This window comes from Pedobacter sp. KBS0701 (assembly GCF_005938645.2).
Lineage (GTDB): Bacteria > Bacteroidota > Bacteroidia > Sphingobacteriales > Sphingobacteriaceae > Pedobacter.
Genome location: NZ_CP042171.1, coordinates 816164 through 842595, shown reverse-complemented (window position 1 = coordinate 842595; position 26432 = coordinate 816164). Strand labels below are relative to the sequence as shown.

General features: G+C 41.2%; 16 protein-coding genes and 1 tRNA gene. 4 read left to right on the top strand and 13 right to left on the bottom strand.

All coding sequences use genetic code 11. The features are described from left to right. Position 1 precedes the first annotated feature (1 nt). Both FFJ24_RS03365 and FFJ24_RS03360 read right to left on the bottom strand, forming a co-directional pair. Positions 2-3067 carry a TonB-dependent receptor gene (locus tag FFJ24_RS03365; RefSeq protein WP_138822550.1) on the bottom strand — a complete coding sequence of 1022 codons (3066 nt, stop codon included), beginning with the start codon at positions 3065-3067 and terminating at the stop codon, positions 2-4. 217 nt (positions 3068-3284) lie between these two features. Then, positions 3285-4856, bottom strand: coding sequence for a family 43 glycosylhydrolase (locus tag FFJ24_RS03360; protein ID WP_138822548.1), 1572 nt, complete (start codon positions 4854-4856; stop codon positions 3285-3287). A gap of 261 nt (positions 4857-5117) precedes the next feature. Here FFJ24_RS03360 and FFJ24_RS03355 point away from each other — a divergent pair, with 261 nt between their 5' ends. Both FFJ24_RS03355 and FFJ24_RS03350 read left to right on the top strand, forming a co-directional pair. Further along, positions 5118-8312, top strand: coding sequence for a two-component regulator propeller domain-containing protein (locus FFJ24_RS03355; RefSeq protein ID WP_246862730.1), 3195 nt, complete (start codon positions 5118-5120; stop codon positions 8310-8312). Between the two features lie 3 nt (positions 8313-8315). After that, on the top strand, positions 8316-9107 hold the full coding sequence (locus FFJ24_RS03350; protein ID WP_138822546.1) for a DNA-binding response regulator: 792 nt from the start codon (positions 8316-8318) through the stop codon (positions 9105-9107). A gap of 260 nt (positions 9108-9367) precedes the next feature. Here FFJ24_RS03350 and FFJ24_RS03345 read toward each other — a convergent pair whose 3' ends face one another. Further along, on the bottom strand, positions 9368-10723 hold the full coding sequence (locus FFJ24_RS03345; protein ID WP_138822544.1) for a Gfo/Idh/MocA family protein: 1356 nt from the start codon (positions 10721-10723) through the stop codon (positions 9368-9370). Positions 10724-10731: 8 nt separating this feature from the next. Next, positions 10732-11469 (bottom strand): DUF1080 domain-containing protein, encoded by a 738-nt coding sequence (locus tag FFJ24_RS03340; RefSeq protein WP_138822542.1) that lies wholly within the window; start codon positions 11467-11469, stop codon positions 10732-10734. Between the two features lie 730 nt (positions 11470-12199). Here FFJ24_RS03340 and FFJ24_RS03335 point away from each other — a divergent pair. Next, on the top strand, positions 12200-13711 hold the full coding sequence (locus FFJ24_RS03335) for a glycoside hydrolase family 43 protein (protein ID WP_168202371.1): 1512 nt from the start codon (positions 12200-12202) through the stop codon (positions 13709-13711). A gap of 151 nt (positions 13712-13862) precedes the next feature. On the opposite strand, the gene FFJ24_RS03330 is transcribed toward FFJ24_RS03335, so the two are convergent. Genes FFJ24_RS03330 through FFJ24_RS03315 form a run of 4 tightly spaced genes read right to left on the bottom strand, consistent with a single transcriptional unit; the run spans position 13863 to position 21460 of the window. Further along, positions 13863-14864, bottom strand: a complete 1002-nt coding sequence (locus FFJ24_RS03330) for a DUF4973 domain-containing protein (protein WP_138822538.1) — start codon at positions 14862-14864, stop codon at positions 13863-13865. A 17-nt stretch (positions 14865-14881) separates the two neighbouring features. Continuing rightward, entirely contained in the window at positions 14882-16969 is a 2088-nt protein-coding gene (locus FFJ24_RS03325; protein ID WP_138822536.1) for a RagB/SusD family nutrient uptake outer membrane protein, read from the bottom strand. Between the two features lie 3 nt (positions 16970-16972). After that, positions 16973-20053: a TonB-dependent receptor gene (locus FFJ24_RS03320; RefSeq protein WP_138822534.1), complete on the bottom strand. Its 3081-nt coding sequence runs from the start codon at positions 20051-20053 to the stop codon at positions 16973-16975. Positions 20054-20074: 21 nt separating this feature from the next. After that, complete coding sequence (locus FFJ24_RS03315; protein WP_138822532.1) at positions 20075-21460, bottom strand: IPT/TIG domain-containing protein; 1386 nt, start codon at positions 21458-21460, stop codon at positions 20075-20077. Between the two features lie 118 nt (positions 21461-21578). Between FFJ24_RS03315 and FFJ24_RS25955 the strand changes: the two genes are divergently transcribed. Continuing rightward, positions 21579-21737 (top strand): hypothetical protein, encoded by a 159-nt coding sequence (locus tag FFJ24_RS25955; protein WP_168202370.1) that lies wholly within the window; start codon positions 21579-21581, stop codon positions 21735-21737. A 762-nt stretch (positions 21738-22499) separates the two neighbouring features. On the opposite strand, the gene FFJ24_RS03310 is transcribed toward FFJ24_RS25955, so the two are convergent. From FFJ24_RS03310 to FFJ24_RS03290, 5 genes are all read right to left on the bottom strand, one after another. Further along, positions 22500-22579: transfer RNA gene (locus tag FFJ24_RS03310), tRNA-Leu, on the bottom strand. Positions 22580-22667: 88 nt separating this feature from the next. After that, complete coding sequence (locus FFJ24_RS03305) at positions 22668-22961, bottom strand: DUF3817 domain-containing protein (RefSeq protein ID WP_138822530.1); 294 nt, start codon at positions 22959-22961, stop codon at positions 22668-22670. 220 nt (positions 22962-23181) lie between these two features. Beyond that, positions 23182-23721, bottom strand: coding sequence for an iron-sulfur cluster co-chaperone HscB C-terminal domain-containing protein (locus FFJ24_RS03300; protein WP_138822528.1), 540 nt, complete (start codon positions 23719-23721; stop codon positions 23182-23184). An 83-nt stretch (positions 23722-23804) separates the two neighbouring features. Continuing rightward, positions 23805-25193 carry an RIP metalloprotease RseP gene (gene rseP, locus FFJ24_RS03295; RefSeq protein WP_138822526.1) on the bottom strand — a complete coding sequence of 463 codons (1389 nt, stop codon included), beginning with the start codon at positions 25191-25193 and terminating at the stop codon, positions 23805-23807. Positions 25194-25222: 29 nt separating this feature from the next. Then, positions 25223-26410: a 1-deoxy-D-xylulose-5-phosphate reductoisomerase gene (locus FFJ24_RS03290; RefSeq protein ID WP_246862729.1), complete on the bottom strand. Its 1188-nt coding sequence runs from the start codon at positions 26408-26410 to the stop codon at positions 25223-25225. Positions 26411-26432: the final 22 nt, after the last annotated feature.

Here is a 26432-nt window from a genome sequence, read left to right as displayed (position 1 = left end):
TTTAAAATGTAACATTTAAGCCCACAGCATATCCTTTAAATACAGGTCTTCCATCATTAGTGAGGCCCTGATTGGTCTCCGGGTCCCAGCCTTCCCAATTGGTCCAGGTGGCCAGGTTACGTCCGCTTACAAACACATTCAGGTTCTGAAGGTTCATCTTTTCAATCAGTTTTCCGCTGAATTTATAAGAGAGTGATACATCCTGCAAACGCACGAAACTGCGGTTCTGGAAAAGTGGCGGATTTAACGTGGCTGATACAAATGACCGCGGATATTTACCATTTGGATTATCCGGGGACCAAAAATCTATCCCACTCAGGTAATTATTCCTGACAGAGTTATCATCTCTGATGAGCCTTGGCGTATTTCCGGCGAGATAAGATTTATCTCCTCCCTGGACAGCATTTAAGAAAATGCTCAAAGTAAAGTTCTTATACTGAAAGTTGTTTAACAGGCTCAACCGGTATGCAGGTGCAGATGATCCCAAAATGGCCCTGTCACTGGCATTGATTACTCCATCGCCATTCTGATCGACAATGCGGTATGTGCCCGGCGAATAGCCTGTGGGTATCTTTTCACCGATCTGGTAAATCCCGTTCACCTGATAGTCATAAATTACCGCAGTCGGCTGCCCGATAAAAAGTCCGCTTTGTGGGAGGTCGTCTTCTACACCATCGCCATTAAGATCTCCCAAAAGCTTAACTATTTTATTGTTATTATGGGAAAAACTCAATGTAGAATTCCATTGAAAGCCACCACTATTGATGTTTTTTGAATTTAAAGAAAGTTCGATCCCCTTGTTATTCAGCTGTCCGATATTAGTTAGGATATTATTAAAACCTGTTATTACCGGAATATTGACAGAATAAAGCAGGTCGGTAGTTTTCGTATTGTAATACTCCACTACGCCTGATAGCCTGTTTTTCAGTATACTAAATTCTAGACCGAGGTTAGCACCGGTGGTACGTTCCCATCTTAAGTCAGGATTAGGCAATGAATTAACCTGCTGCCCCAGTTGGGTTGAACCGCCATCGCCAAAAACATACGAAGCCCCTAAACCAACAGCGGCCAGTGATGAGTAACGGGAAGTTTGGTTCCCGGCCACACCATATCCTACCCTCAGTTTTAGGTTATCAACCCAGTTAACCTTAAAAAATGATTCTTTAGAAATATCCCAACCAGCTGATACCGAAGGAAAAATACCATATTTATTGTTTTCTGCAAAACCAGAAAACCCATCTCTCCTAATGGTACCGGTGAACAGGTACTTACTGTCGAAATTATAATTTAAGCGGAACATCTGGTAATTCAGAGTCTCTTTCCATGCATTGGATATCGCAAAGCGGTTAGTGCCCTGTTGCAGGTTGTTATAACCAAGCGTTAATCTCGAGAAACCTGTTGAGTAAGCCCGGGTATAGCTGTTATCGCGCTCTATGGCGCCATAAAGTAAAGTTCCGGTAAAGCTGTGCTTGCCTATAACTTTATTATAGGTTAAAAGGTTATCAAACGTATAATCGTAATAAGTGGTATTTTCTTTTGAAGCCTGCCCGGTAAGGTTAGCATCATACATATTAGAAATGTTTTTAAAATCGAGACGGTAATTGTTACCGAAACTTATTTTATAGCTCAAGCCTTTAACAGGCAGCTGTAAATTACCGTAAACATTGGCAAAGAAATAGTTGTGACGGTCGTAATCATCAGCCTGATAGTTTAACAGCGGATTGGTTACATTCGTATTAAATGGATTGATTTTCAGGTTTCCATTATTATCCCAGGGAAGGATTAACGGAGACATTAAATTGATATCAACGAAATTTGGCTCTACCCCGTCCTCATTCACAAAAGTCCCGAACGATTGCAGGCCAATGGCAAGCCAATCTGTAGCTTTCGTTTCGATGTTTGCCCTGATGGTTTTTCTTTTAAAAACATCATTTTTGATAAATCCTGAGTTTCTGGTTAAGCTGCCGGATAACAGGTAATTGATCTTATCGGTTCCGCCCGAAACGCTAAGCTGGTTATCTGTAATTGCTCCGGTTTTAGTCGCTTCATCATACCAGCTAAAATCATTTGGCAGCAGTTTTCCCTGCGCATCTTTCATCGATGCATCAACTTTGCTCACCAGATCGAATGCCGGATTTGGTTGTGTAAAATCAGGCGCTAAAAAAGCCTGATCATAGTATAAATATTTAATATGATCCAAATATTCATCTCTGGCCATTGGTTTTAAATCGATATTTGGTTTTTGAGTAGCATACTGAGAAGAAAAAGAGATTCTGGTTCTACCAATGGCACCTTTTCTACTGGTAATGAGAATAACACCATTTGCCGCCTGCGCCCCATACACGGCCGTAGCACTTGCATCTTTCAGCACATCTATCGAGGCAATATCATCCGGATTAATTGAAGTTAACGAGCCATTGTATTGCACTCCATCCAAAATAATCAGTACGTTTTGGTTCCCACCCAGCGTATTTTGCCCCCTGATACTAATTCCTGGCGTTGCGCCGGCGCGGTTAACTTGCCCCACATTTAAACCCGGAACCGTTCCCTGTAAAAGATTGGCCACGTTGGTGGTGGGTGAATTTCTAAAATCATCGAGATTTGCCCTCACCACAGAACCTGTTACATCGGCTTTTTTCTGTGTTCCGTAGCCTACCACCACCACCTCATCGAGATTGGCCTGGGAAGATTTTAAAATTACATTAACGTTTTTTAGATTGCCTACCGCTACTTCCTGTACATCGTAACCGATATAAGAAAACAAAAGAACCGTTTGCTCATTAGGTACACTAATTTTGTACACACCATTTTCGTCGGTTACAGCAGTGGTGGTACCATTTTTAACCTTAACCGAAACCCCGGGTATAGGAGATTTTGTTTTTTCATCCGTTACTTTACCGGTTATGCTAATGTCAGCCTGGTTAATGCTTGTAAATCGAGGTTTTTTATTCAGCACCATAGTTGCATTACCATTATTGCCGGCGCACGCTGTTATGGAAATGACCAATATCACGACCTGCAAAAAAGTTAAGGTTATAATTCTTTTGAGTAGAATTCTATATTTCATATTTGGTTAAATTATTGGATGCGCGAAACCTTATCGTAAATCGGCATGATTGGCTAAGCAGAATTTGCAAAGCGGTAATGCAGGATTTTATATTTGGTTTCCTGGTATCAAAGTAAAAAAATGCGGTTTACAAATACTGTTCATTCCTTTGTCGTTTTATCTCAAATTGAAATGAATGGCTTAACACGTTAAGCAATTGTAAACGGCTGCAATCCCATCATTCGCCTACAGGCACGGGAATATTAAGCCCTGTTGCAACGGCAATTCCAAAATTAGGCGAGCCATCCGCATTCCAGCTCAGCTTTTGCATCCTCGGCGTTCTCGATCCATTGGCGGTATTGGCTACGCTACGGGCATGGTAAATAAACCAGTTTTCGCTATGGAATACTCCATTCGCATCGGTATAACTACTGGTAAAAAACCCATTGTGGCCGGGGCCATACACCCCATTGGCATCACTTTTAACAAACACCTGCTTTTTATTGATCCAGTCGCCGGGCACCATGGGGTCACCACCGTCTTTTAACTGTATCTGAGCCAAACAATAATTATCGCTGCTATAGCGGCTGGCAGAATAAATAATAAAGACCGGACTGCTGGCATCTTTTCTGAGCATAATCGGTCCTTCGTTAACACCCGCCCCCAGAGAGCCGCTTGGTTCATATTTTTCCCAACTGTTGGTGGGTGATGATATTTTTACCCTGTCGCTGCTTATTGTCCATGGGTTAGACATTTGAGCGATGTAGATGTACTGTTTGTATTTGGTAGCCACGTTCTCCCATCCAGACCAGATAAAATAGTTTGTGGTGCCTATGGTCAATACCGACCCATCAATGGCCCATTGATCGCTGGGATCGCTGATTTTCCCTTTAAACGTCCATGTACCGGTGGTAGGATCTGCATTCGGGTTTTCAAGCACAAACATGCGGTGGGTTACATCGCCCCCATTATTTGCGGCAAAGTAAAGGTACCATTTACCAGAAAGGAAATGTAATTCGGGCGCCCAGATATTAGAAGAATAAGCAGCACCTGCAGGCGGTGTCCATACCACTGTTTCTATTGCTGTAGAAAGCAGAGACATCGATTTCGTTTTTCTCAGCCCGATATTACTCCCGCGGGTATACATAAAATAATAATAGCCATCTTTTTGGGCAACATAGGGATCGGCCCTGCTGGCATTAATAAGGGGATTCTGGAAATTGGTATCATAAAAATTAAACATCCCCTGCGTACCTGTTAGCGTAGTTTTCTGCCTGATTTTAGCGCCAGGGCTACTGCTTTCAGGGTCAACGGACATTTTCATCCCGGTAGCCTTGTTGGTAAGGGTGTATACATTGTTGCTGCCCGTATAATCGATAGCCCATTGTTGCGTGTCGCTGCCATCATCGGTACCCTGTTGCAAAATATCACCCGATGTAGCTGATGGCGATTTAAGGCATTTATTGCTGGTAATATTGATCAGTTTATAGTATGTGGCATCGGTTTTTATTAGCTTCCATTTTTGGCCATTGTTAGGGAACCACGACCATTGCTGTATAGTTGCATTTTCTGCAGTGGAGTTACCTGTAACTTCCACCACCGGACCATTGGGTAAAGACGAAATCCCCCGGATCCGGTATATTGCACCATCTATCAAGGTGCCTAAGGGAGGCGCTGCAGCAATTACATTTAAAGCGGCCAGTTTTCCAATCTTATCTACCTCGATACTTTCGGTTGATGGTGCCTTTTGACAGGAACCTGTTAAAACTACCAAAGCAGTTGCCAGATAAATCAATAATTTGTTTCTCATATAAAAATACTAAAACTGCAAAGGCGTGGTAAGGCCGATAGAAGAATTTGCAGCAGGGTTATTAATTTGGTTAACTTCAGATCAAAGTAAAGGAATGATGTTTGTAAAATTTGTTCATCTTTTTGTCGATATGTCTCAAACCACTACTTCAAAATCACACAAAACATTGATAATCAACAATTAAAAAACCATCATTTTATAACCCGACTAAAAGGCACCAAAACATAGATTACACAATAATGCGATTTATATATATTTGATATGAACTTGAATATGCGTTTTGTATTATTTTTTCTGTTACTGAGCCATTTTTTTGCAGTTTATACCTGCGAAGGGCAATCCCATTATTTTAAGCAGTACCAGGCCGATGATGGTTTGGCACATAATTCGGTAAATACGGTTATACAGGATAAAAAAGGCATGATCTGGGTGGGCACCCGGGGCGGTTTAAACCGTTTCGATGGTTATACTTTTAAAACCTTTAAAGACGAAAAAAGCAGGTTCGGCAACATCGGTAATAACATTATTGTTAGCCTTGCCGAAGATAAAAAGGGCATGTTGTGGGTGGGTACAGGTCGCGGTATTTTTAAATATGACCCCGTTAAAGAGGTATTTACGCCCCTAGGCCCCAACCTCAAAAAATACATCAATTCTATTCTGGTAGATCATGAAAACAACCTGTTCTTTTTAGCGAACAGGGCGCTTTTTAAATACGTACAACGAGACAATAAGGTAATAGACCTAAAAATTAGTGCGGCTTGTATTGCCATTGATGAGCACAGGAATATTTTAATAGGGAATGATGATGGAGAGCTCGTTACCTACAACCCAGAGGAGGGATCTAAAACAAGTGTAAAAATAATCGGTAAAAATGTCCCTGCAAACCTACGGTCGATCAGTAAAATATTTCCAACGGGAAACGATAATATACTGGTGGGATGCTTTAAACGGGGTTTGAAAAGTTACAATACCAAAACTGGTCTGATCAAACCACTGATCCTTAAAAACAGCGACAATACGGATATTTATGTACGAGACATTACTGCGGGCGAAAACCATGAGTATTGGATTGCCACAGAATCTGGTATTTATATTTACAATTTGGCCACCAATGCCAAAATCAACTTGCGTAAACGGCCTGGCGATCCTTATTCGATTCCAGATAATGCCGTTTATACGGTTTGTAAGGATAATGAAGGCGGCATGTGGGCCGGCACTTATTTTGGCGGACTGAGTTATTTCTCTAAAAATAATGCCCGGTTCGAAAAATATTATCCGCTAATAGGCACCAACTCCATTTCTGGAAATGCGGTAAGAGAAATCTGTCCTGATAATAAAGGCAATTTATGGATCGGTACCGAAGATGCTGGTGTAAATAAATTCAACCCTAAAACCGGGCTTTTCACCAATTATACAGCCAATGGCAAAGCCGGGAATGTATCCTACCCCAATATTCATGGGTTGCTTGCATTGGACAATCAACTACTGGTAGGGCCATTTCTGCATGGTCTGGAAATTATGGATATCAACAAAGGTAAAGTGGTAGACCGTTTTAAAACCATTGGCGAAGAATATGAAGAGACCAGCGACTTTGTGCTTTCTATCCACCTTGCCAAAGACAGTACCATTTATGTGGGATCGGGCTATAATATGGGATCGGGTCTGTTTGTTTTTAATCAAAAGAAAAGAACGTTTAAACGGATTAAAGAAATTCCCGTCAACTCGTATGTTTATGATATCTGGGAAGATAGGTTCGGTAATATCTGGACAGGCAGCGTTTCACGCGGGGCATTTTATTACCACCCAAAAACCGGAAGACATGGCAACATCACCTTTGGCGACAAACTCAACAACAAGAGTGTCCATGAGTTTCCGGTATGTGGTATTATGGAAGACAGTGACAATGCGATGTGGTTTACCACTGAAGGCGGTGGCCTGATCAGGTTAAGTCCGGACAGGAAAGTACTAAAAAAATTTACGACCGAAAACGGATTGCCCACCAATATCCTCTTCCGTGCGCTGGAGGACAATTCAAAACATTTATGGATAAGCTCGCTTAAAGGTTTGATTTGTTTTGACATGCAGACCGAAAAGTTTAAAATCTATACCAAATCAAATGGATTGATTACCGATCAGTTTAACTTCAGTTCGGCCTATAAAGCACCAAACGGCAGAATGTATTTTGGATCGGTAAGGGGAATGATTTCTTTTGATCCAAAAGATTTTGAGCGGAAAGATAAAGCACCGCCCACCTTTATCACCGGTTTCCAGATCAACAATAAGGAAGTTCTTCCCAATACAGAAAACAGTTCGCTGATCAAATCCATTTCCTATACCGATACCATTGTACTTGCTCATAATCAGAATAATTTCAGTATCGAATTTGCGGCGCTCAATTATTCTTCTCCTGAAGTAACCAGGTACGAATATGTGATGAAAGGTGTAGATCAGGCTACCACCTATCTTAACAATAATAGAAAAGCCTATTTTACGGACTTATCGCCCGGTAATTACACTTTTCTGGTGAGGGCAAAAAGCAATGTAGAAAGCTGGAGTGGTAAAGAGCGAAGGCTATTTATTAAAATCCTTCCACCTTTTTGGAAAAGTATTACAGCTTACGTCTGTTACCTCTTGATGATTACGATAGTATTATTTCTCGCTATCCGCTATTATCACCGTTATAATGAGCGCAAAAATCTCAATAAGCTTCAGTTGTTCGAACACGAAAAGGAAAAAGAAATTTACCAGGCTAAAATTGAATTTTTTACCAATATCGCCCACGAGATACAGACTCCGCTGACGCTCATTTTAGGACCTGTTGAAATGATGCTGGAAGACGCAGAAGAACAGCCGCTTAAAAGCAGTCTACTAATGGTCGAAAAAAATGCGAACCGCCTGGCCAAACTGACCAATCAGCTGCTCGATTTCCGCAAGACCGAAATGCACCAGTTCGGCTTAAATTTTGTAAATACCAATATCAACAACCTTTTAAAAGAACAGGTGAATGCCTTTGAACAGGAAGCCCTAAAAAGTAACATCTTACTTGATCTTGAGCTGCCCGGGACGCATATCATTGCATTTGCCGATCGGGAAGCATTGATCAAGATCTTCAACAATTTAATTTCCAATGCCATAAAATACGGAACAAGCAAGGTAACTGTGCGCCTCGGCAGTGCTGAAGAAACGGAAGGCCGGTTTATCATTACTTTCACCAATGATGGAAAAGGAATCCCCCAGCAGTACCGTTCGCAAATTTTCGAACCATTTTTCAGGCTATATGGCAAAGATAAACCAGGTACAGGCATCGGGCTTTCGCTGGCAAAATCGTTAGCTGAACTGCATAATGGCTCATTGAGCTTACTGGAGGGAAGTGTGGATAAAGTAATTTTTGAGTTGATTTTACCAATACACCAAAAATTTGAATTCAAACTGAGTAGTTGGAAAAAGATAAAATAAAATATGATGGAGAGCATTTTAGTTATTGACGACAATGAAGATATCCTGGAGTTTTTAACGCAGGTATTCGGAAACACCTATAAATTGCATTTGGCAATTAATGGTGAAGTTGCCCAGGAAATTTTAGACAATGAAATCGTAGACCTGATTATTTCGGATATTATGATGCCCGGCATTGATGGTTTTGAGCTTTGCAGGCTCATCAAATCGAACGTAGAATATTGCCACATCCCCATTATCTTATTAACATCCAAAAACACTTACAAGGCACACATTGAAGGCCTGGAAGTGGGTGCAGATCTGTACATTAAAAAACCATTTTCCCCACAGTTATTACGTGTTCAGGTGACTAACCTGCTTCAGAACCGCTTAAAAATAAAGGCCCATTTTGCAAGTTCGCCATTCGAGGATGTACGCGTGGTGGCCAATTCTAAAATTGAAGAAGCTTTTTTAAAAAGGCTGGATGAATATGTCCGTAAAAACATTCAGGACCCTTACCTGGATATCGACCAGCTGGCCGAGCACATGCACATGAGCCGACCTACCCTTTACCGCAAGATAAAAGCCATTTCTGCCCTATCGCCGAAAGAACTTATTGACGTGACACGACTTAAAAAAGCAACCAGGCTGATTGCCCAAAATGAGTTTACTTTTTTTGAGATTGCAAAAATGGTGGGTTACAGCTCACAGAGCCTTTTTAATAAAAATTTCTTGAGGTATTTTAAAGTGTCGCCGCAGGAATACATGAATTCGCTGAGTAAGGAAACCGGCGGCTTAAATCAGGTAGCGGAGTGACCACAAAACATAAAGCTTTATGCGAAAGATCTTTGAGGGCACAGACCTTGGCACTCAGGTGAGTTTACTTGACTCAGGTGGTGATAAACCAAAAATACTTTCTTAAGCAAAAGTTTTGAGGACACAAACTTTTGTACACCATCTCACCCAATTTAAGAAATAAAAGAACATATAAGCTATATGCCCCTTAGTACCTTATGTGTGAAAAATAAAACCTGGTCTGTGTTCCCACAGACCAGGCACTTTGTTGTTTGAGGCTGTTAATATTTAAATACTTTTCCTTCTACCATTACTTCCTGGCGGGTGGCATCAAAGGTTGCTTTTCCACCGGTTCGCACTGCAGCATTGGTCATAATGTTTGCAATAGAATGCTGATAACCCGCTTCTACAGGGGCATTAGGCTCTTTTCTACTGCGGATACATTCCAGCCAGTTGCGCATATGGTTAGAGCTTAATACATCGGCTCCCGTATTGGCCGATGCCGCCGCGGCCGACGGCGCTGCGAGTTTAATTTCGGGCAAAAGATTCGGTTTCATTTTCATGGCCGCTGCTGCCCTCTCAGTTAACCCGCCATGTGGTGATATGGTGTTGGTAATCAGGTTCAGTTCCCCGCCGTTCGAATAATAAATCTCCGCAGGCTTTTCATCTCCATTGTGCATTCTGGAGGTAAAGACTACCTGAAAACCTTTCGTAAGGTCGTCAAATGGCCCATAATCAAAAACAGCAGTGGTGGTATCCCAGTTCCGGCGACCATCTTTCCATTGATAAATACCACCATTTGCGGTTACGCTTCTGGGGTGTGATAAATCGGCAAACCAATGCACGGTATCAATCTGGTGGCTCATCCATTGCCCGGGCATACCCGAAGAATAGGGCCAGAAAAGACGGTACTCCAGATAAATCCTCGGATCAAAGGCTTCATACGGGCGGTTCAGCAAAAAACGTTTCCAATCGGTATCTTCTTGTTTCAGTCTGGCGACCAGATCAGGACGGCGCCAGCGGCCCGGCTGGTTCACATTCCAGCTTAACTCCACCATGGTAATATCGCCAAATTTACCCTCTTTAATGAAATCGGCAGCTGCTTTATAATTCTGTCCACTGCGGCGCTGTGAGCCGATCTGCAGAATCTGTTTAGAAGACCTTACCGCTTTTAAAGCAGCACGTGCATCTTCCATGGTTTCGGCGAAAGGTTTTTCGCAATATACATCCTTTTTATTTTTAACCGCTTCGATGGCGTGAGATGCATGTGCAAAATCGGGCGTACTGATGATTACCGCATCAAGATCTTTCAGGGCATAAAGTTCATCATTGTTTTTACAGGAGGTAATGCCATGGCCAATTTTGTTTTTAATATGTTCAGCACCTAGAGTACGGCGGTAATTCCAAAGGTCGGAAAGTGCAATAACATCAAAATTCAGTTCTTTATTGTGGTTCAAAAAGCATGGGAAAAGTGTATCCTTAAAACGGTCTGAAAAGCCCACTATGCCAACCCTTACCCGATCGTTGGCACCAATAATATTCGCATAACTTTTTGCCGACATTCCAAAACTGCCTACATAGGTACCAGCCGCAGCAATTGCCGCCTTTTTTATAAAGTCTCTTCTCGATTCTTCCATCGTGCCAGTTATTTAAGTGTTTTTATTTTAAGGTTCCGGTACGAAACATTGTTACCATGATCCTGTATCAGAATATGTCCTTTTTTAGCCTCCCCGAAGTTTTTCCATGTTTTATATTTACTTCCGGCTACTAATTTTCTGAAATCATCCGATCCACGCTCATATTCTACTACCTTTACGCCGTTCAACCAGTGCTCTACGTGATTGTTGGGATAAACACGCACTTCGCCACTGTTCCATTCGCCAATTGGTTTAATTACCGAAGCGGGTTTGTTGGATGGAATGAGATCGTACAAAGAGGCCAGTTTGCGGTTACCGTTTTTGCCCAGTTTAGCATCCGGATGCTTTTCATCATCCAATACCTGAAACTCGAGACCAATGCCCGATAGGTTGGTTTTTTCTTCTTCGGTTACAAAGTATTTTATGCCGCTGTTGGCACCTGGACTAAGTTTAAAATCGAACTTTAAAATAAAGGCCGAAAATTCATCCCGGGTTACAATATCGCCACCAGAGCCCTGCTCCTGTCCGTTTGAGGCCAGTACCGTTAGCACCCCATCTTTCATTTCCCAGCCTTTGGCAGGAAACTGCTCTTTGAATATCGCGCGCCATCCAGTGGCATCCTTACCATTCCATAGCATCTTAAATCCGTCTTTTTTCTCGATTTTGCTAAGTGTATTTTGAGCATAAGTTAGGTTTACGGCAAAAATGCTCAATAATAGCATATAAAATAACCTGTAGTTTTTCATTGAATTTAATTTATAGTAATTGTTATGTGTTTAAAAAATGTAGTTTTCAGGTGGTACCAGGTGTTTAAGCCGGATAGAGGGAATCTGGTTTCATAAATATCTCCATGCTGATAACATTTGCATTTGATGTGCTTAACAAGTTTATAATTGGTTGATATGCCAAAGTAAGCCAATGAACCTTGTAAAATATGTTCAATTTATTGTTGATTTGTCTCATTTTACCTGCTCAAAAAGCAGAAAAGACGCAGAATCTCCTATCTGAAAAACAGTTACAAAAAAATATAATAAGATCTAAAAACGTAAAAACAACACACTAAAAATCAACAAATTACAACAGACAAAACCAACAGAATAGAAGCTAAAAAGGAACAGATTGGGCCGTTGTAAGCAGTCATAAACGATACATTTAAGCCTAGCCATCCGGCATCAACAGCCCTTCCTCTCTGTATATAATTGTTTATTTTCGGACAAATAACCAGCCGGCAAAAAGACAATTTACACCTTGAAATACATGATTAATTTTCGATTATCTACATTTTTTAACCAATTTTTAAATGGCGTTCAGCTTATAAAAAATCAAAAAAAGTCAGTCGCACAAAAGCCTCTGACAGCACCAAAAAAACCATTAGCAATTTGCTTATTTGCATTGCTGATCAGCTTGTGCCTCTATTCCTGTGGGTTAAAAAAAACACAGTCTGTAAATTCAAATACAGAGGATATTGCCCCTTTATTGGTAAACCCAGCCCTACCGGGCGATAATCCGGATCCTTCTATCATCAGGGTTGGAAAGGTTTATTATGCCACTTCTACCACAAACGAATGGGCTCCTTATTTCACCATTTATAAATCAAAAGACCTTAAAAACTGGAAGCTGATCAATCATGTTTTCCCGGATGGATTTAAGGATATGAAAAACCAGTGGGGCGAGAATAACTTTTGGGCATCGGAACTGGTTTACGATCAAAAGCAAAACCGGATTTATGCTTATTATACAGCCCATAACTGGGCTACAAAAGGTAATCCTGGTTTACAGTGCGGTACGGCCTGGATTGATGCTGATAAAATTGAAAATGGTAAATTTACCGACAATGGCCCGGTAATTATAGAAGATGAATGTGGTGCCATAGATGCATTTGAGTTACAGCAAAATGGTAAAATTTATGCGTTCTGGAAAAACGACGGCAATGGCTGTGGCAAAGAAAGCTGGATCTGGAAACAGGAAATTAACGACAGCCGTACGAAATTGCTCGGGCAAAAAAGCAAGGTATTTACCAATAGTCAGCCATGGGAAACGGGACTTGTAGAAGGGGCCTGTTTCTTTACTTTGGGAGAATATGTCTACAGTCTCTATTCAGTTGGTGGTTGCTGCGATGCCAAGTGCAATTATAAAACCGGAATTGCGAGGACGAAAGACCTGAATAGTGGCGTATGGGAAAAATATAGCAACAATCCGATTATGGTGAGCAATGATAAATGGAACTGCCCGGGCCATGGCACGGTGGTAAAAACTGCGGATGACAGAATGTTTATGCTTTACCATGCTTTTAACAAAAAATACGATGTTTTTGTAGGTCGTGAAGGCATTATAGAGGAGTTGATGGTTGGCGCTGATGGCTGGCCGGTATTGCATAATGCAACCCTTCCCAACCGGCCAAAAGCCGATCTCAATTTCACCGATAATTTTGAGCAGGATCAAAAACTGGATCTTGCCTGGCAGTGGCCATCTAAATCGCAAAGACCGCCGATGTTTTTTGATAAAGGCTTAAAATTGGCCGCATCTGACGAAAACCATGCGCTTGGCACCTTTTTAGGTCAGTACATTAAATCCGTAAACTTTAGCATTAGTGCAGAAGTAAATCCTGGCCCAGCTAAAACAGGCATTTGTTTGGGAGGAGCGATTTTTAAAAGTAAGTGGCCTGGAGAGCTTGGCGGCATAGGGATTACGGCTTCGAAAAATGGTTTAACTGTTTTTGATAATTTTGAAGACACATACAGGGTTCATAAAACATCAACAGAAAGTTTGACCGCTCCAGTGCAATTGAAAATGCTGATTAGCGACGATGGCAAACAGATCGAATTTTTCTATAAAAAACAGGGAACAGAATGGCTTAGTTTTTATCGTACAGATTTTTTAGCAGCCAAATACGTGCCCTGGGGAATGGGATATAGGGCAGGCGTTGTGGTAAAGGGAAATCCATCGGAAACAGGAAATTTTAGTAGTTTTAAGTTGATGAATAATTAATTTTTATATAGTTATCATATTATTTTTATGATGGTCGGTGGGAAGACGACAATCAGGTTACCTTATTAAGGTATCGATTGGAGTAAAAAGCCTGATGTCGAACTTTTAACGATGGTCGATGAGACACCGACCATCAGAGGGAGTAATTCATTTACCACTGAATCTGTTGATCTTCATCCGGTATCAGCGTGTTCATATCGCGCTGCATGGATAAAGTACCTTCAACTTTATATTTCAGTCTTTGTCCGGGTACGGTGGTATAATCTTCAAACTCGTATGACAGGTAAAGGGTGGTGTAAACATGTTTTAAATAAGGAAGTTTTGGATCCATAGCCTCATCCCTGGTGTAATAAGATTGTGTTGTTCCCACCTTAAATTTATTATTACCTGCATTATCGCTCCAGATTTCCAGTTTCTTCTTCTGAAGGTCGATTTTCTCGTCGGTAAATTTTATAAATACTTTATAGTTCTTGCGGTCCAGGTAATCGATATCCCTTATCCCCGCATAAAGAAAAATGGTTTTATCATCCACCACAAAAGTTCTGTGGGTATTTAAAGTCAAAGGTTCGGTATCCCCTTCTAAAAATATCTTGTATAGGGTACCGCCGTATTCGCCAGAGTAATCGTTAAAAGGAGTAATGCGCAGCATCGTCCGGCGGAAATATTTGTTTGGATTCGCCTGGTAATCATAAGACGGATCGCTTAAAATCTGCAAGGGCAAGACCCACTTATCTGCCTGGTCGAGGTCGCCGAGGGTAAAATCAACCGGTATGGTAACCATGCTCACACCTGCAGGAGCCTCTATACTTGGGGGCATGGTATAATATTTTTTATCCAGCTGCCTGAAATACAGTTCCTGCCTGTGCCCATATTGTTCCTGGTTTAATTTTGCCAGGGTATCAGGATCTAAACCGATGTGGATGGTGCGGTTTTTAACATTGGGGGTAGAACCGCTGATGATAACCGGCAGGTTAAACCGTAATTTCCCCTGGGCATTATAACGGATGTAACACCAGGTTACGCCCTGCGCTGTCGGGTTTGATTTAAATGATGCCATCTGGACAAACTGTTCTTTTTTCCATTCATCATTACAGGATACAAAGCATATTGCTGTTGTGACTATTAAAAATAGTAGATATATTTTTTTTTTCATTGTTGTAAATGTTAATCTTATTCAGGATTTGTCCAGCCAGGGTTTTGGGTGAGGTATTTATTGCGTTTTAATTCGTCATAATGTATGGGCCAGAACCACATTTTAAGGGTAAAAATGGAAGGCAAAGAAGGTGTTTCTACCACGGTATGGAAAAGATCGGCCTGTGCATTGGTGGCATAGGCATTATATCCATAAACCGGAGCCGATTCTTCTGACGGCGCATCCGTCCAACGGCGCAGATCGAAATAACGCTGTCCTTCTGCAAAAAGCTCAATCTGCCGTTCTCTTTTTAATTTAATGCGGAACTTGTTCGGATCAGCATATACATCACCCGCATAATCAGCCAGCCCGGCACGGATGCGGATGGGCTGAATTCCCCTTTTCATCTCTGAAATATTGCGTGATATGGCATGCGTCCTGCTCCCGTCCCACGAAGGGATATTGTAAGAACCATTTAATTCGTTTAGGGCCTCTGCGTAAATGAGCAATACTTCAGCATAGCGAATGGCAGGATCTACTTTTTGTTTCATCCTGGTTTGATCGTAAGCGGTAACGGCTACATTGCTAATATCATCCGGGTGGACATATTTTTTGATACCTACACCCGTACGAGGCCAGTAAGAGGTATTTTTATAGCCATTAGGGTCGCCCCGGTAATAAAATATCTGCACATTACTCTTTTCATCCTTTACAGTTTCAGCATTCAATAAATTCCAGGTAGAGCCATTGTAAGAAACCGAAGCATAAAAACGGGGTTCGCGGCGTGCGAATTGTTTATTTACCCCTACACCCATGGGTCCCAATTCCGGATAACTGGCCAATTCTTCTTGTTTTACATAACCTGTTGCCCGCGGTGCCGAATTGAAACGGCCTTCGTAACCCTGCCTCCCCGCATACATGCTGTTCATGCCGGGTGCATCGCTACCGTTGTTCATGTAATAGGCGTCTACCTGCTTCTGCGTCATACCGTGCGAGTTATAACCTTTACCTTCTAGCCGGGGCAGCTGATGCAATACCAGCACATTAATCCCTTCCCCACCCTGGTTTTGACCATGGGTAAAAATCAGTTCCGGATTTTGGTAAGCCGGTACCGTACCGTTGAACAAAGCACGGTAAGATTCGAAAGGATCAATATCGCTCCAGCCAGAAGGCCAGGCACTGTTAGAAAAATTACTGTCGAAAGGTGGTGTTACCGTGGCCGGATAAGCGGCATCGCCCGTTGCTTTTTTATAGGCCACATACAAGCGGTACTGCCCTAAATCTATTACATCTTTTGCAGCAGCAGCTGCCCTCGCCCATTTCGATTCATCATAGGTGCGGGAAAGCAAGGGCTTTCCATCTTTGGTTACCATGGCTGCTGCAACTTCTGCGGGCGCTTTTCCATTAGCCAGCGGACTTGCCGCATATAACAATATCCTCGCCCTCAGCGCCAAAGCCGCACCCCGGGTTGGTCTTGCAACTTGTTGTATACCTTGTTGGATAGATAAGCCTTTGGCCGCCTCAGCAAGCTCATTAGCAAGGTAAACGGCACATTCTTCATAGGAATTACGCGGCTGGGCAATGTCATCATATTCTTTGGTATAATCTATACCTTCGTTGGGTACAATGGGCACAGGACCATAGGTACGCAACAATATCCAATAAAAATAAGCCCTTAAAAAGCGGGCCTGCCCTTTTAAATCGGCAATTTCTTTTGCAGTAAATCTGGTATTGATATCAATGTTATTGATGAAAACAGAAGCCTGCCTGATACCCTTGTAAGCAGTATTCCAGATTTCTTTGCTCTCACCGTTCAGACCATTTTCGGTGTATTGTCCGTTTTTCCATCTTTTGTATCCGTCACTTTCGTCACCATAATACATATCATCCGCAAAATTAAAGGGTACCGATTTTTTGCTACTTACCTCCTGCATATAATTACTGCCCAAAAAAGAGTAGGCTTGTGCCAGCCACCTGTTTGCATAATCGGGATTGGTAAATACCTCTTCTGTGGTTAACCTTTCATCAAAAAGATAATCGGAATCGAGAAATTTCTTACACCCATTGATGATTATAACTGTGCCTAGAATACCTAAAACCACCACTGTTTTTTTCAAATTCTTCATTGCTTATAAATTAACTGATACGCCTATTGATAATGTTTTGCTAAGCGGGTATACTTTCCCTGTTGAGCTTCCTAACTCCGGATCCCAAAGCTTAAACTTACTGAAAGTAAGCAGGTTAGTACCGATTAAAAAGAAACGGACATTGTTTAAATGTGCCCTGTTTACCAGGCTTTTGGGTAAAGAATAACCGATATCCAAAGTTTTTAAACGCAGATAAGAACCATCCCTGAGCCAAAAGGTTGATGCCCTGTAGTTATTATCATTCGGGCCATAGGTTAAACGTGGATAATCCGCATTGGGATCTTCATTAACACCCAAAGTCCAGCGATTGCTGTTAGCAATATCAGTTAAGATATTCCCCCAGTTCTGTCCTAAACTGAACATGTAAACTGAAGAGCCGTTTATAAAATATGTCGATTTGCCTACACCCTGAAAATGCACATTGATATCAAGGCCCTTCCAGCTTGCGGACATCCCAAAGCCATAAGTAAAATTGGGTCGGGTTGTTGCCCCAATAGCCACAATGTCGTTATCATCAATAACCCCATCTCCGTTAATATCTTTGTATTTGATATCGCCCGGCATCACCGTGCCAAAACTTTGCCTCGGACTGTTACGGATATCATCATAATCTTTAAACAGGCCCAAATCAATCAGCCCCCTGGCCTGGTCTACCCGGTGCCCTTCCTGCAGTTTATAGCTATAAATGGTATTTTCTTCATCCCGTTCAATAATTTCGTTCTTGCTATAAGTGGCATTGCCCCGCAGGGTAAAATCGACTTTATTGATTTGCTGCTTAAAGGTAAAACTACCGTCAAAGCCATGTGCTTTTACCTCACCCACATTGGCTGATGGATTGTTCTCGAGGCCTACAAATCCGGGTAGAAAATTCCGGCTCATGTAAATGCCGTCCCGCCTTTCCTTGAAGTAATCTACCGAACCGCTGATCTTATCGTGGAATAAAGAGTAATCGATCCCCAAATCCTGCTTGGTGGCCACTTCCCAGGTTACATTTGGCGACGCTACCGAAGAGTAACGGATCCCCGTCCAGGGATTTGAAGAATCGAAATCCCCGAAATTATAACCGCCTGCCGCCGTCTGTTCTAAACTGTAGAGGTAAGGGAACCTGATATTGCCTAAATTATCGTTACCGGTTTTCCCATACGAATAGCGGACTTTAAACATATCTACCCATCCCAGTTTCTTCACAAGCGGTTCTTCGCCCACATTCCATGCGCCCGAAATGGCCGGAAAAAACCCAAAGCGGTAATCTTTATGGAAATTTTCTGAACCGGTGTAGCCGAAATTAAAATCAAGATAGTAGCGCGAGTTCCAGTTATAATTAACACGTCCAGCCAATCCCTGGTTGCGTCGGGCAATTCCGTTTTTAAGATCGGTACCAATATTCTGGGTAAAAACTTTGGAAGCCTGGCTGTATTTGATCACCGCACCGAAATTATGTGCAGCGATACTGCGGTTATAATGGGTTTCCCATTCGAAAAACTCATTTTTATTACCATCCGAACCGGATGACTGCGTCATTTTTTGTTCTTCTTTAATGCGCTTAAATATCAGTTCACCTGCGGTATTGCGGTATCGGTTAGCACTCCACAATTCTGGAAATTTGTAACGTTTAATGTAATTGTTGTTGTAGGTGTCGTATCCGAAACGTCCTACAAAGCGGAGTCCCGGGGTAATGAAATCGAGGCCCTGATTCAGGTTCAAGGTGGTTTGGATATTGTTGCTCCAGCTTTCGTTATAACCCGTCATAGTGCCCTGCACCCATGGATTAAAACGGTCCATATCATTATCCGGATTATTGTCTCCATCATCACTTGCAGGGATTTTTCCGTCCGAGTACCTTAATGGCGAGGTAATGGCATTGTAGCCCATCAGGGCGGTCCAGATGGCATCACTGCCTACCCCAGGATCATTTTGTTTACGCAAGGAGCCCGATACCCCAACGGTTAACAGGGTAGATTTCGTAATATCCATATCCACGCTTAAACGATAGGTATATTTATTGAAACTGGCATTGGTATTATAATCTTTTAAGGCATCATCAACCTTATACATCCCCTGTTGGTTCTGGTAACTGCCTGATAAATAATAGCGGGCCGTTTTTCCACCTCCGCTCAGGTTGAGCATACTGCGTTGGCTTTTTGCCGCATCGCGTAGCACTACATCCATCCAATCTACATTGGGGAACAAATCCGGATCAAGCCCCAGACGCAGTACTTCAAGCTCGGGACGGGAGAAAAGTGGCTCCTGATTGCGGACAATTTTTGCCTCATTGGCCATGGAGGCATAGGTATAACCATCTACAAACTGCGGCAGTTTGGTAAGTGTGTTGTAAAACCCTTCCACCTTGGCGTTAATATTTACCTTTCCTTCTTTACCCCTTTTGGTTTTGATCAGGATTACTCCGTTGGCACCTCTGCTGCCGTACATAGCGGTTGCAGAAGCATCCTTTAGTAAGGAAAAGGATTCTATATCTTCCACATTGATTTCGTTCATGTCCCGTTCGAAACCATCAATCAGCACCAAGGCCGCATTACTGGCACCAAAAGTAGAAATACTGCGCACCCAGAATTCTGAAATACTACCGGGCCGTCCCGAAGTTTGCATGGCCTGTATACCCGGTACTACCCCGGCAAGGGCATCGGCAATGGAGGTGGATGGATTGGATTTAAGCTGATCCACATTTACCGTCGTAATTGCACCAGTAATGGCTATCTTTTTTTCGGCTCCGGTGGCGGTGACCACCACCTCATTAAGTACGCTGGCATCCGATTCTTTTAAGGTAACATTAACTACGCGCTGTTCTTTTACCAAAACTTCTTTCTTTTCGTAACCCACATAAGAAAATACGAGGGTTTGGTAGGCGGGCATTTTTATACTGTATTTACCTTCTCCATCTGTGATGGCCCCCAAACCTGGCAGATTGCTCACCGATATACTCACCCCTGGTATGGGTAGATTTTTCTCGTCAGTTACCGTCCCTTTAACAGTCACCTCCTGTGCCCGGATAGTAAAGGAAATTCCAAGCACCATGAGGCAGGTAAGTAAAATAAATCTCATCATTATATTTTGCGTGTTTATAAATTATTCTTCTTTAGCTATTTTGCGGATAAGCCAGTTGCCAGTATCGCCGACGTAAAAACACTTCCTGGTTTCATCATAGGTAATGGCCTGTGGACTATTAAAACGGGCTTCGGTACGTAAATCACCATCGGCATAACCGCTTGTACCATTATTGCCACGCCCGGCAAAGGTACTTACCCTTCCTTGCGGTGTTAAGGTGCGGATGGCATGGTTGGCCTTATCGCAGAAATAGAAATCGTACTGGTCTCCTCCCGCAGCTTCATAGTCAGGATTTTTAACAAAAACGCCTTGTACAGGGCTATTTAACCTGGCATTGGTACCAATACCATCGGCATAACCCGCATTACCCGCAGCCCCGCAAATGGTATAAGGTGTTTTGAAGGTTTTTGTAGCACGATCATAATCGGTACGCATAATAAAATGCTTTTCATATTCAATCAGATAGGCGTAATCGCCCGAGGGGTGCATCACCATATAAACGGCTACGGCACTATAAGGGTTAGAAAATACCAGTTTATCCTCCCTGGTATTAAAATCGTACCTTCGGATATCGCCTGCCCGATACCTGGAATAATATAGTTCCCCGTTTTGCGGGTGCACCATAGTGCCGTTTACCCCACGGGCATAAACTTCAATTGCTTTCTTTTGCAGAAAATTGGATTCACGGGTAAATATGTAATTGCCGTTTTTGGTATCGCTGGAGTGGTTGTGCGAAACAATCATGTCCTGGTTGCCATCAATTCTCCAATTGATGATGGATACCCTGTCCAGGTCTGTTCTGAAATAACTTACATATTTTTTTTCGAAATCGATCAAACGGCAACTGTTAATATCTGCTGAAAAATAGAGGTGATTTGGATTTTTTGGATCGAGTGTAAGCCAGGTGACTCCTTTAAAGGCGCCACAATCATTAAACGGCCCCTCTTTTTCTTCAAAATTGGAAGCCACCTGATAATATTTACCTAAAAATGTAGAAACGAGCAGTTTTCGTGTATAAGAAAAGGCTTCTTTTGAGATTGCCTTTGCAAGTTGCTGGTTGTTGCCGTCAACTATGGTTATTTTGATATTGCCATCGTAAGCTTCCTCCGGAATAATACAATAAAGGCTATTGTTTTTGACCCCGATAATTTTGGCTGGTTTTCCACCAATGGTTACTTTTATTTTAGAGATATCATTCCCGAAATTATCGCCATAAATAATCAGGTTATTGCCTACACCGCCCTGTCTGGGGTAAAAATCAGTGATCATCACTTCTTTAGAGGGATCGTAACCATCCTCTTGCTGCAATTTTTCCTGTTTACACTGTGTTAAAGAAAGTGCAATCAGCGCAAGCAATATCCAATGGATCTGCCAGCGCAAGGTTTTAACATCGTTGTTTGTTTTCATATACACATACGTTTTTTCCGGTTCTGGCCCGGATTACATGATTTTAACTGTTACCCACTGGTTGTACGTTATAAACCAATGGTATTCTTTAGAACCCGGGGATTTTTAACAGGCTGTTATGGTACTACAGGAAGCAAGCAAAAACACTCCCAAATTTTGGACAAAGGAATTCCCTTTCGGCCTTATAAACGTAATGCCGGTTGCAGGTATCGGCCAAACCAACCCTTATTGCGTAAAAATGATTGCTAACTTTAAGCTGGATACCCAAAAACACTAAAACGTTTTTACGGTAAAACAATATTTAATGGAATACAAAAACATTAAATGCCAACCACATCGCTGTAAAAAGCTACAGCTAATGTTGCGCCGACTCAGCGATGATTTCAGAAAATTGTTTGTAAACCGTAAATGACACAGGTTTTATTCCTTGCGCATTAGTGTAGTTCTGATACGGCCGGTAGTACAAGAAATATATTCGGAACAGATGAGTAATTATTGAGCATCATATAAATTTAGTTTTAATTTCCCTGGTTAGTTGATTTTTGATACGGCACTGATGATCAGCTGTCTGAAATAAATATCTGTTTTCTCATAATAAAATTTGACACTGCAAAAAGCATGGTGTTGCCTGTTGAAGAAATTGCAGTAAGGTTTGTTATTTGGTTAATTGAAATCAAAGTAAAGAAATAGTGATTTTATTATCTGTTCAATATTTTGTCGATTCGTCTCAACTTTGATATCGTTCTGATCATAACACACTGCTTTTGACATAGACTTAACAATAGGTAAACAACACTTCAGATAATCTTTTTCCTATATGCGGTGAGAGATATGGTTCATGGCAGAAAAACTCTACACTTCTATCGTACTAATACATTTTTGCTGAGATGCCCAACAAGAGGGGCAAAGATAATCTGGTATAGGGTGAGATATGTTTGGAACAGCTTTTATTGACCCAACGATAACATGCTGAAGGTCAAACAAAAAGGGTTGCTTTTTAAAGAGCAACCCTTTAAGGTTTTGGGCTTGGGCCCAGTTGTACCCGGAGCCGGAGTCGAACCGGCACGGTTTCCCACAGGTGTTTGAGACCAGCGCGTCTACCAATTCCGCCATCCGGGCATTCGTATTGGACGGGGTTGCAAATGTAGATAACGAAAGCCTAAATCACAAAATTATTTTCAATTAATTTTAACTCATTGAGAAACAATTATTTTGGCCTTTCGTCTTTTAATTTCCGATCAACCACAAAGGGCATAAATGGTAAAAGTGATGCTAAAAAAATCAAAACAGTTTTACCAAACTTCCATTTTTGCTCTTGCCAGGCCAAAATTAAGGTAGCAGCATATAATACAAATAACAGGCCATGTGCCCATCCGGTATACTTTACATACAAAGGTAATCCGGCGAAGTATTTTAATGGCATGGCTACAAATAGTAAAAGCAGGTACGATATTCCTTCTGCTACGGCTACTTTACGGAAAATAGAAAGGGAGCTATTCATTGATCTGATTGTTTTCTCCTAAAGTAGAGCAAAGCTTTTGCCTGACAAAAACTAAAAAATGATTTTACAATCGGGTGTTCATATTTTTTGCCACGGAAGAATGCGGTGCAAGATCCTGAAATAAATCCGATAGCTATCGATTCAGGATGACGATCGAGATGGAATGTTATACTTTGGTGCAGAGAACCTATTCCATACATTTTCCATCTCCTATTATTTATCATTGCTTGGACAAACGCTCTCTTAGTCTGCTAATGTATTTTTGCCTGTAAAAAATGTCTTTAATCAAAGGTAATGTTTGATCAGATTCTGATGGGTTTTCATCAAATTTTTTAACCAGTTCGCTTAATTCATCATTCAATTGTTTTTCAATCGAATTCACATCATTATTTACTTGAAGTAATTTTTCGGTATCTGGCTCAAACTCCAAGTCCATTAAAGCCTCATTTACATCCATCATTTCCATTAGAAAAGATTGTGGCAGTTGATAACCTTCATCTGTTTCTACTATCCCTTTTAATTCGAGCACATATTTTAAGCGTTTTTTAGCATTGCTCAATATTTGGTAGGCCTTATTATTCAAAGTTGACAGATCGAGTACCTCCTGCTGTTTCTCTTCACTTTCATTGGCATAAAAATCGGGGTGAAACTGTTTGCTTAAAGCATAGAACTTTGTTTTTACCGCATTTTGATCTGGATTAAACTGAATCGGTAAATCGTAAAATTCGAAATAATTGATAGCTGGTTTCGCTTCGCTCATGTTGTGTATTAAATTAAAAAGCCGCAGATGTACAGATCGACTGGTCAAATCTGCGCATCTGCGGCAATGATATAAATTTGGTTTTACTTACCGAAAGATTTTAGAATATCATTACCAAAAGCAAACACCATTAAACAGATCAGGATTACAAAACCCACAATCTGTGCCTTCTCCAGCACTTTTTCGCTTACAGGCTTACGTTGTACCATCTCGATTAAAAGAAACACTACATGCCCTCCGTCTAAGCCTGGAATAGGTAATAAATTCATAAATGCCAGGGCCATCGAAATCAATCCGGTTAAAGTCCAGAATTTAACCCAGTCGAAAGTACTGCCATAAACTTTTGCAATACCAATCGGACTGCTAATATTACGCGCACTTAATTTACCTGTAATCATTTTACCAATACCTTTTGCATTATCTACAAAAGTACTCCAGGCCATGGTTGCCCCAACTGGTAACGACTCAATAAAACCAAAATCTACATGTGCAGTTTCAGGCATCTTTAAGTTAGGAATAATTCCAATTGTTCCATCTTTACTTACTTTAAGATCGAATGTTACTTCTTTTCCCTTACGCAATGCCTTAATGGTAACGGGTTTTAACTTATTTGTAGAAACCTCTTCTTTAAACTGATCAAAAAAAGTGATCTGTTTTCCATTAACAGATAAAATACTATCGCCTGGTTTAATACCGGCAGCATAAGCAGGATACACAGGTTTCTCGAACTTTCTGCCAAATAACTTATCAAAAAATGATGGCTTATCCACTTTTTCATCAGGTGCGCTTACCTTATCTACACGCTCCATAATATATCGTGGTGAGATAAAATTCTCTTTATCGTTTTTCGATATTTTGTTTAGAATGGTATCTGGAACAGAGATATAAAGGGTTTTATTCTCCCTTAAAATGGTTAATTGTGCCCCATCAAACAGTACTTTGCTCGAAATCGCATCTTCAAAACGGATTAATTTATTGCCATTGATAGCTAAAATTTTATCTCCATTTTTTAAACCGATTTCTTTACCAATAGTACCTACAGAAATACCATCGTTTAGTTTACTGTTAACGGTGTAATTTTGTCCGATGTTGAAGGTTAATATCCAGAAGATAAAAATACCTACAATTACGTTTACGATAATACCACCAAGCATTACAATCAAACGTTGCCAGGCCGGTTTAGAACGGAATTCCCAAGGTTGAGCAGGTTGAGCCATTTGCTCAGTATCCATACTCTCATCAATCATTCCGGCAATTTTTACATAACCGCCAAGTGGCAACCACCCCACCCCATATTCAACATCACCTTTTTTGAAACTAAAAAGTTTGAAACCCCAGGCATCAAAAAATAAATAAAATTTTTCTACTTTAATACCAAATGCTCTGGCCGCCAGGAAATGCCCTAATTCGTGTAATATTACCAATAAAGACAATCCGAGCAACAGCTGCCCCGCCATAATCAATCCGTTCATATTCGCTTATAAAATTTTTATGTTAGATGTTACAATATACTTTTTGTTACTAATTCGCCGGCTAAGATACGGCTATGTTTGTCAGTTTCTAAATAATCACTCAATTGTGGTTTTTCAATAAAACCAATTTCTTCCATACACTGTTCTATAACCTCACTCATCCGCAGGAAACCGATTTTATCTTTCAAAAATGCTTCCACAACAATTTCATTTGCCGCATTTAAAATACAAGGCATATTCCCCCCTTTTCGTAAAGAAGTAAATGCCAGATCCAAATTCCTAAAGGTTTCCATATCTGCTTTCAAGAAGCTAAAGTTTGGATATTCCAAGAAGTTAAAACGTTTAAAATTGTTTTTTAGCCTGTCGGGATAATTTAAAGCATACTGAATGGGCAATTTCATGTCAGGAACCCCCATTTGTGCTTTCATTGAACCATCGTTAAACTGAACAATGGAATGGATGATAGATTGAGGATGAACGATAACATCAATCTGGTCTACATCGAGGCTAAACAGCCATTTTGCCTCAATTACTTCTAAACCTTTATTCATTAAGGAAGCAGAATCAATGGTGATTTTTGCACCCATCACCCAGTTAGGATGTTTTAAGGCCTCCTCTTTTTTTACTGTAGAAAGAAAATCTTTTGTTTTGCCCAAAAATGGCCCGCCGGAAGCCGTGAGGTAAATTTTCTCGATCCGATTTTGCTCTTCCCCTACCAAACACTGGAATATGGCCGAATGCTCTGAATCAACCGGTAAAATTTTAACCTGGTGTTCAGTTGCCAATTGTGTAATCAGTTCGCCTGCAACCACCAAAGTTTCCTTATTGGCTAAAGCGATGTTTTTCCCTGCTTTTATCGCTGCAACAGTTGGTTTTAAACCAACCGATCCCATTAATGCAGTAAGCACTACATCGCTATCAGCATAAGCAGCTACTTCTGATAAGGCCGCTTCTCCGGCCAAAATTTTTATATCAAGGCCAAACAAAGCATCTTTAACTTCGCTGTATTTGCTTTCATCACAGATTACAACAATTGCCGGTTTAAATTCCTTTGCCTGTTGAATGAGTAATGCTGAATTCTTCAGTGCAGATAATACGGCAACTTTAAAAACCGTAGGATGATCCCTAACCACTTCAAGTGCTTGTGTACCTATGCTCCCTGTAGAACCTAATATGGTTATTCTTTTTACAGATTGCTGTATTGTTATATTGTTCAATTGTTTTCTTTCTCTCGTATTA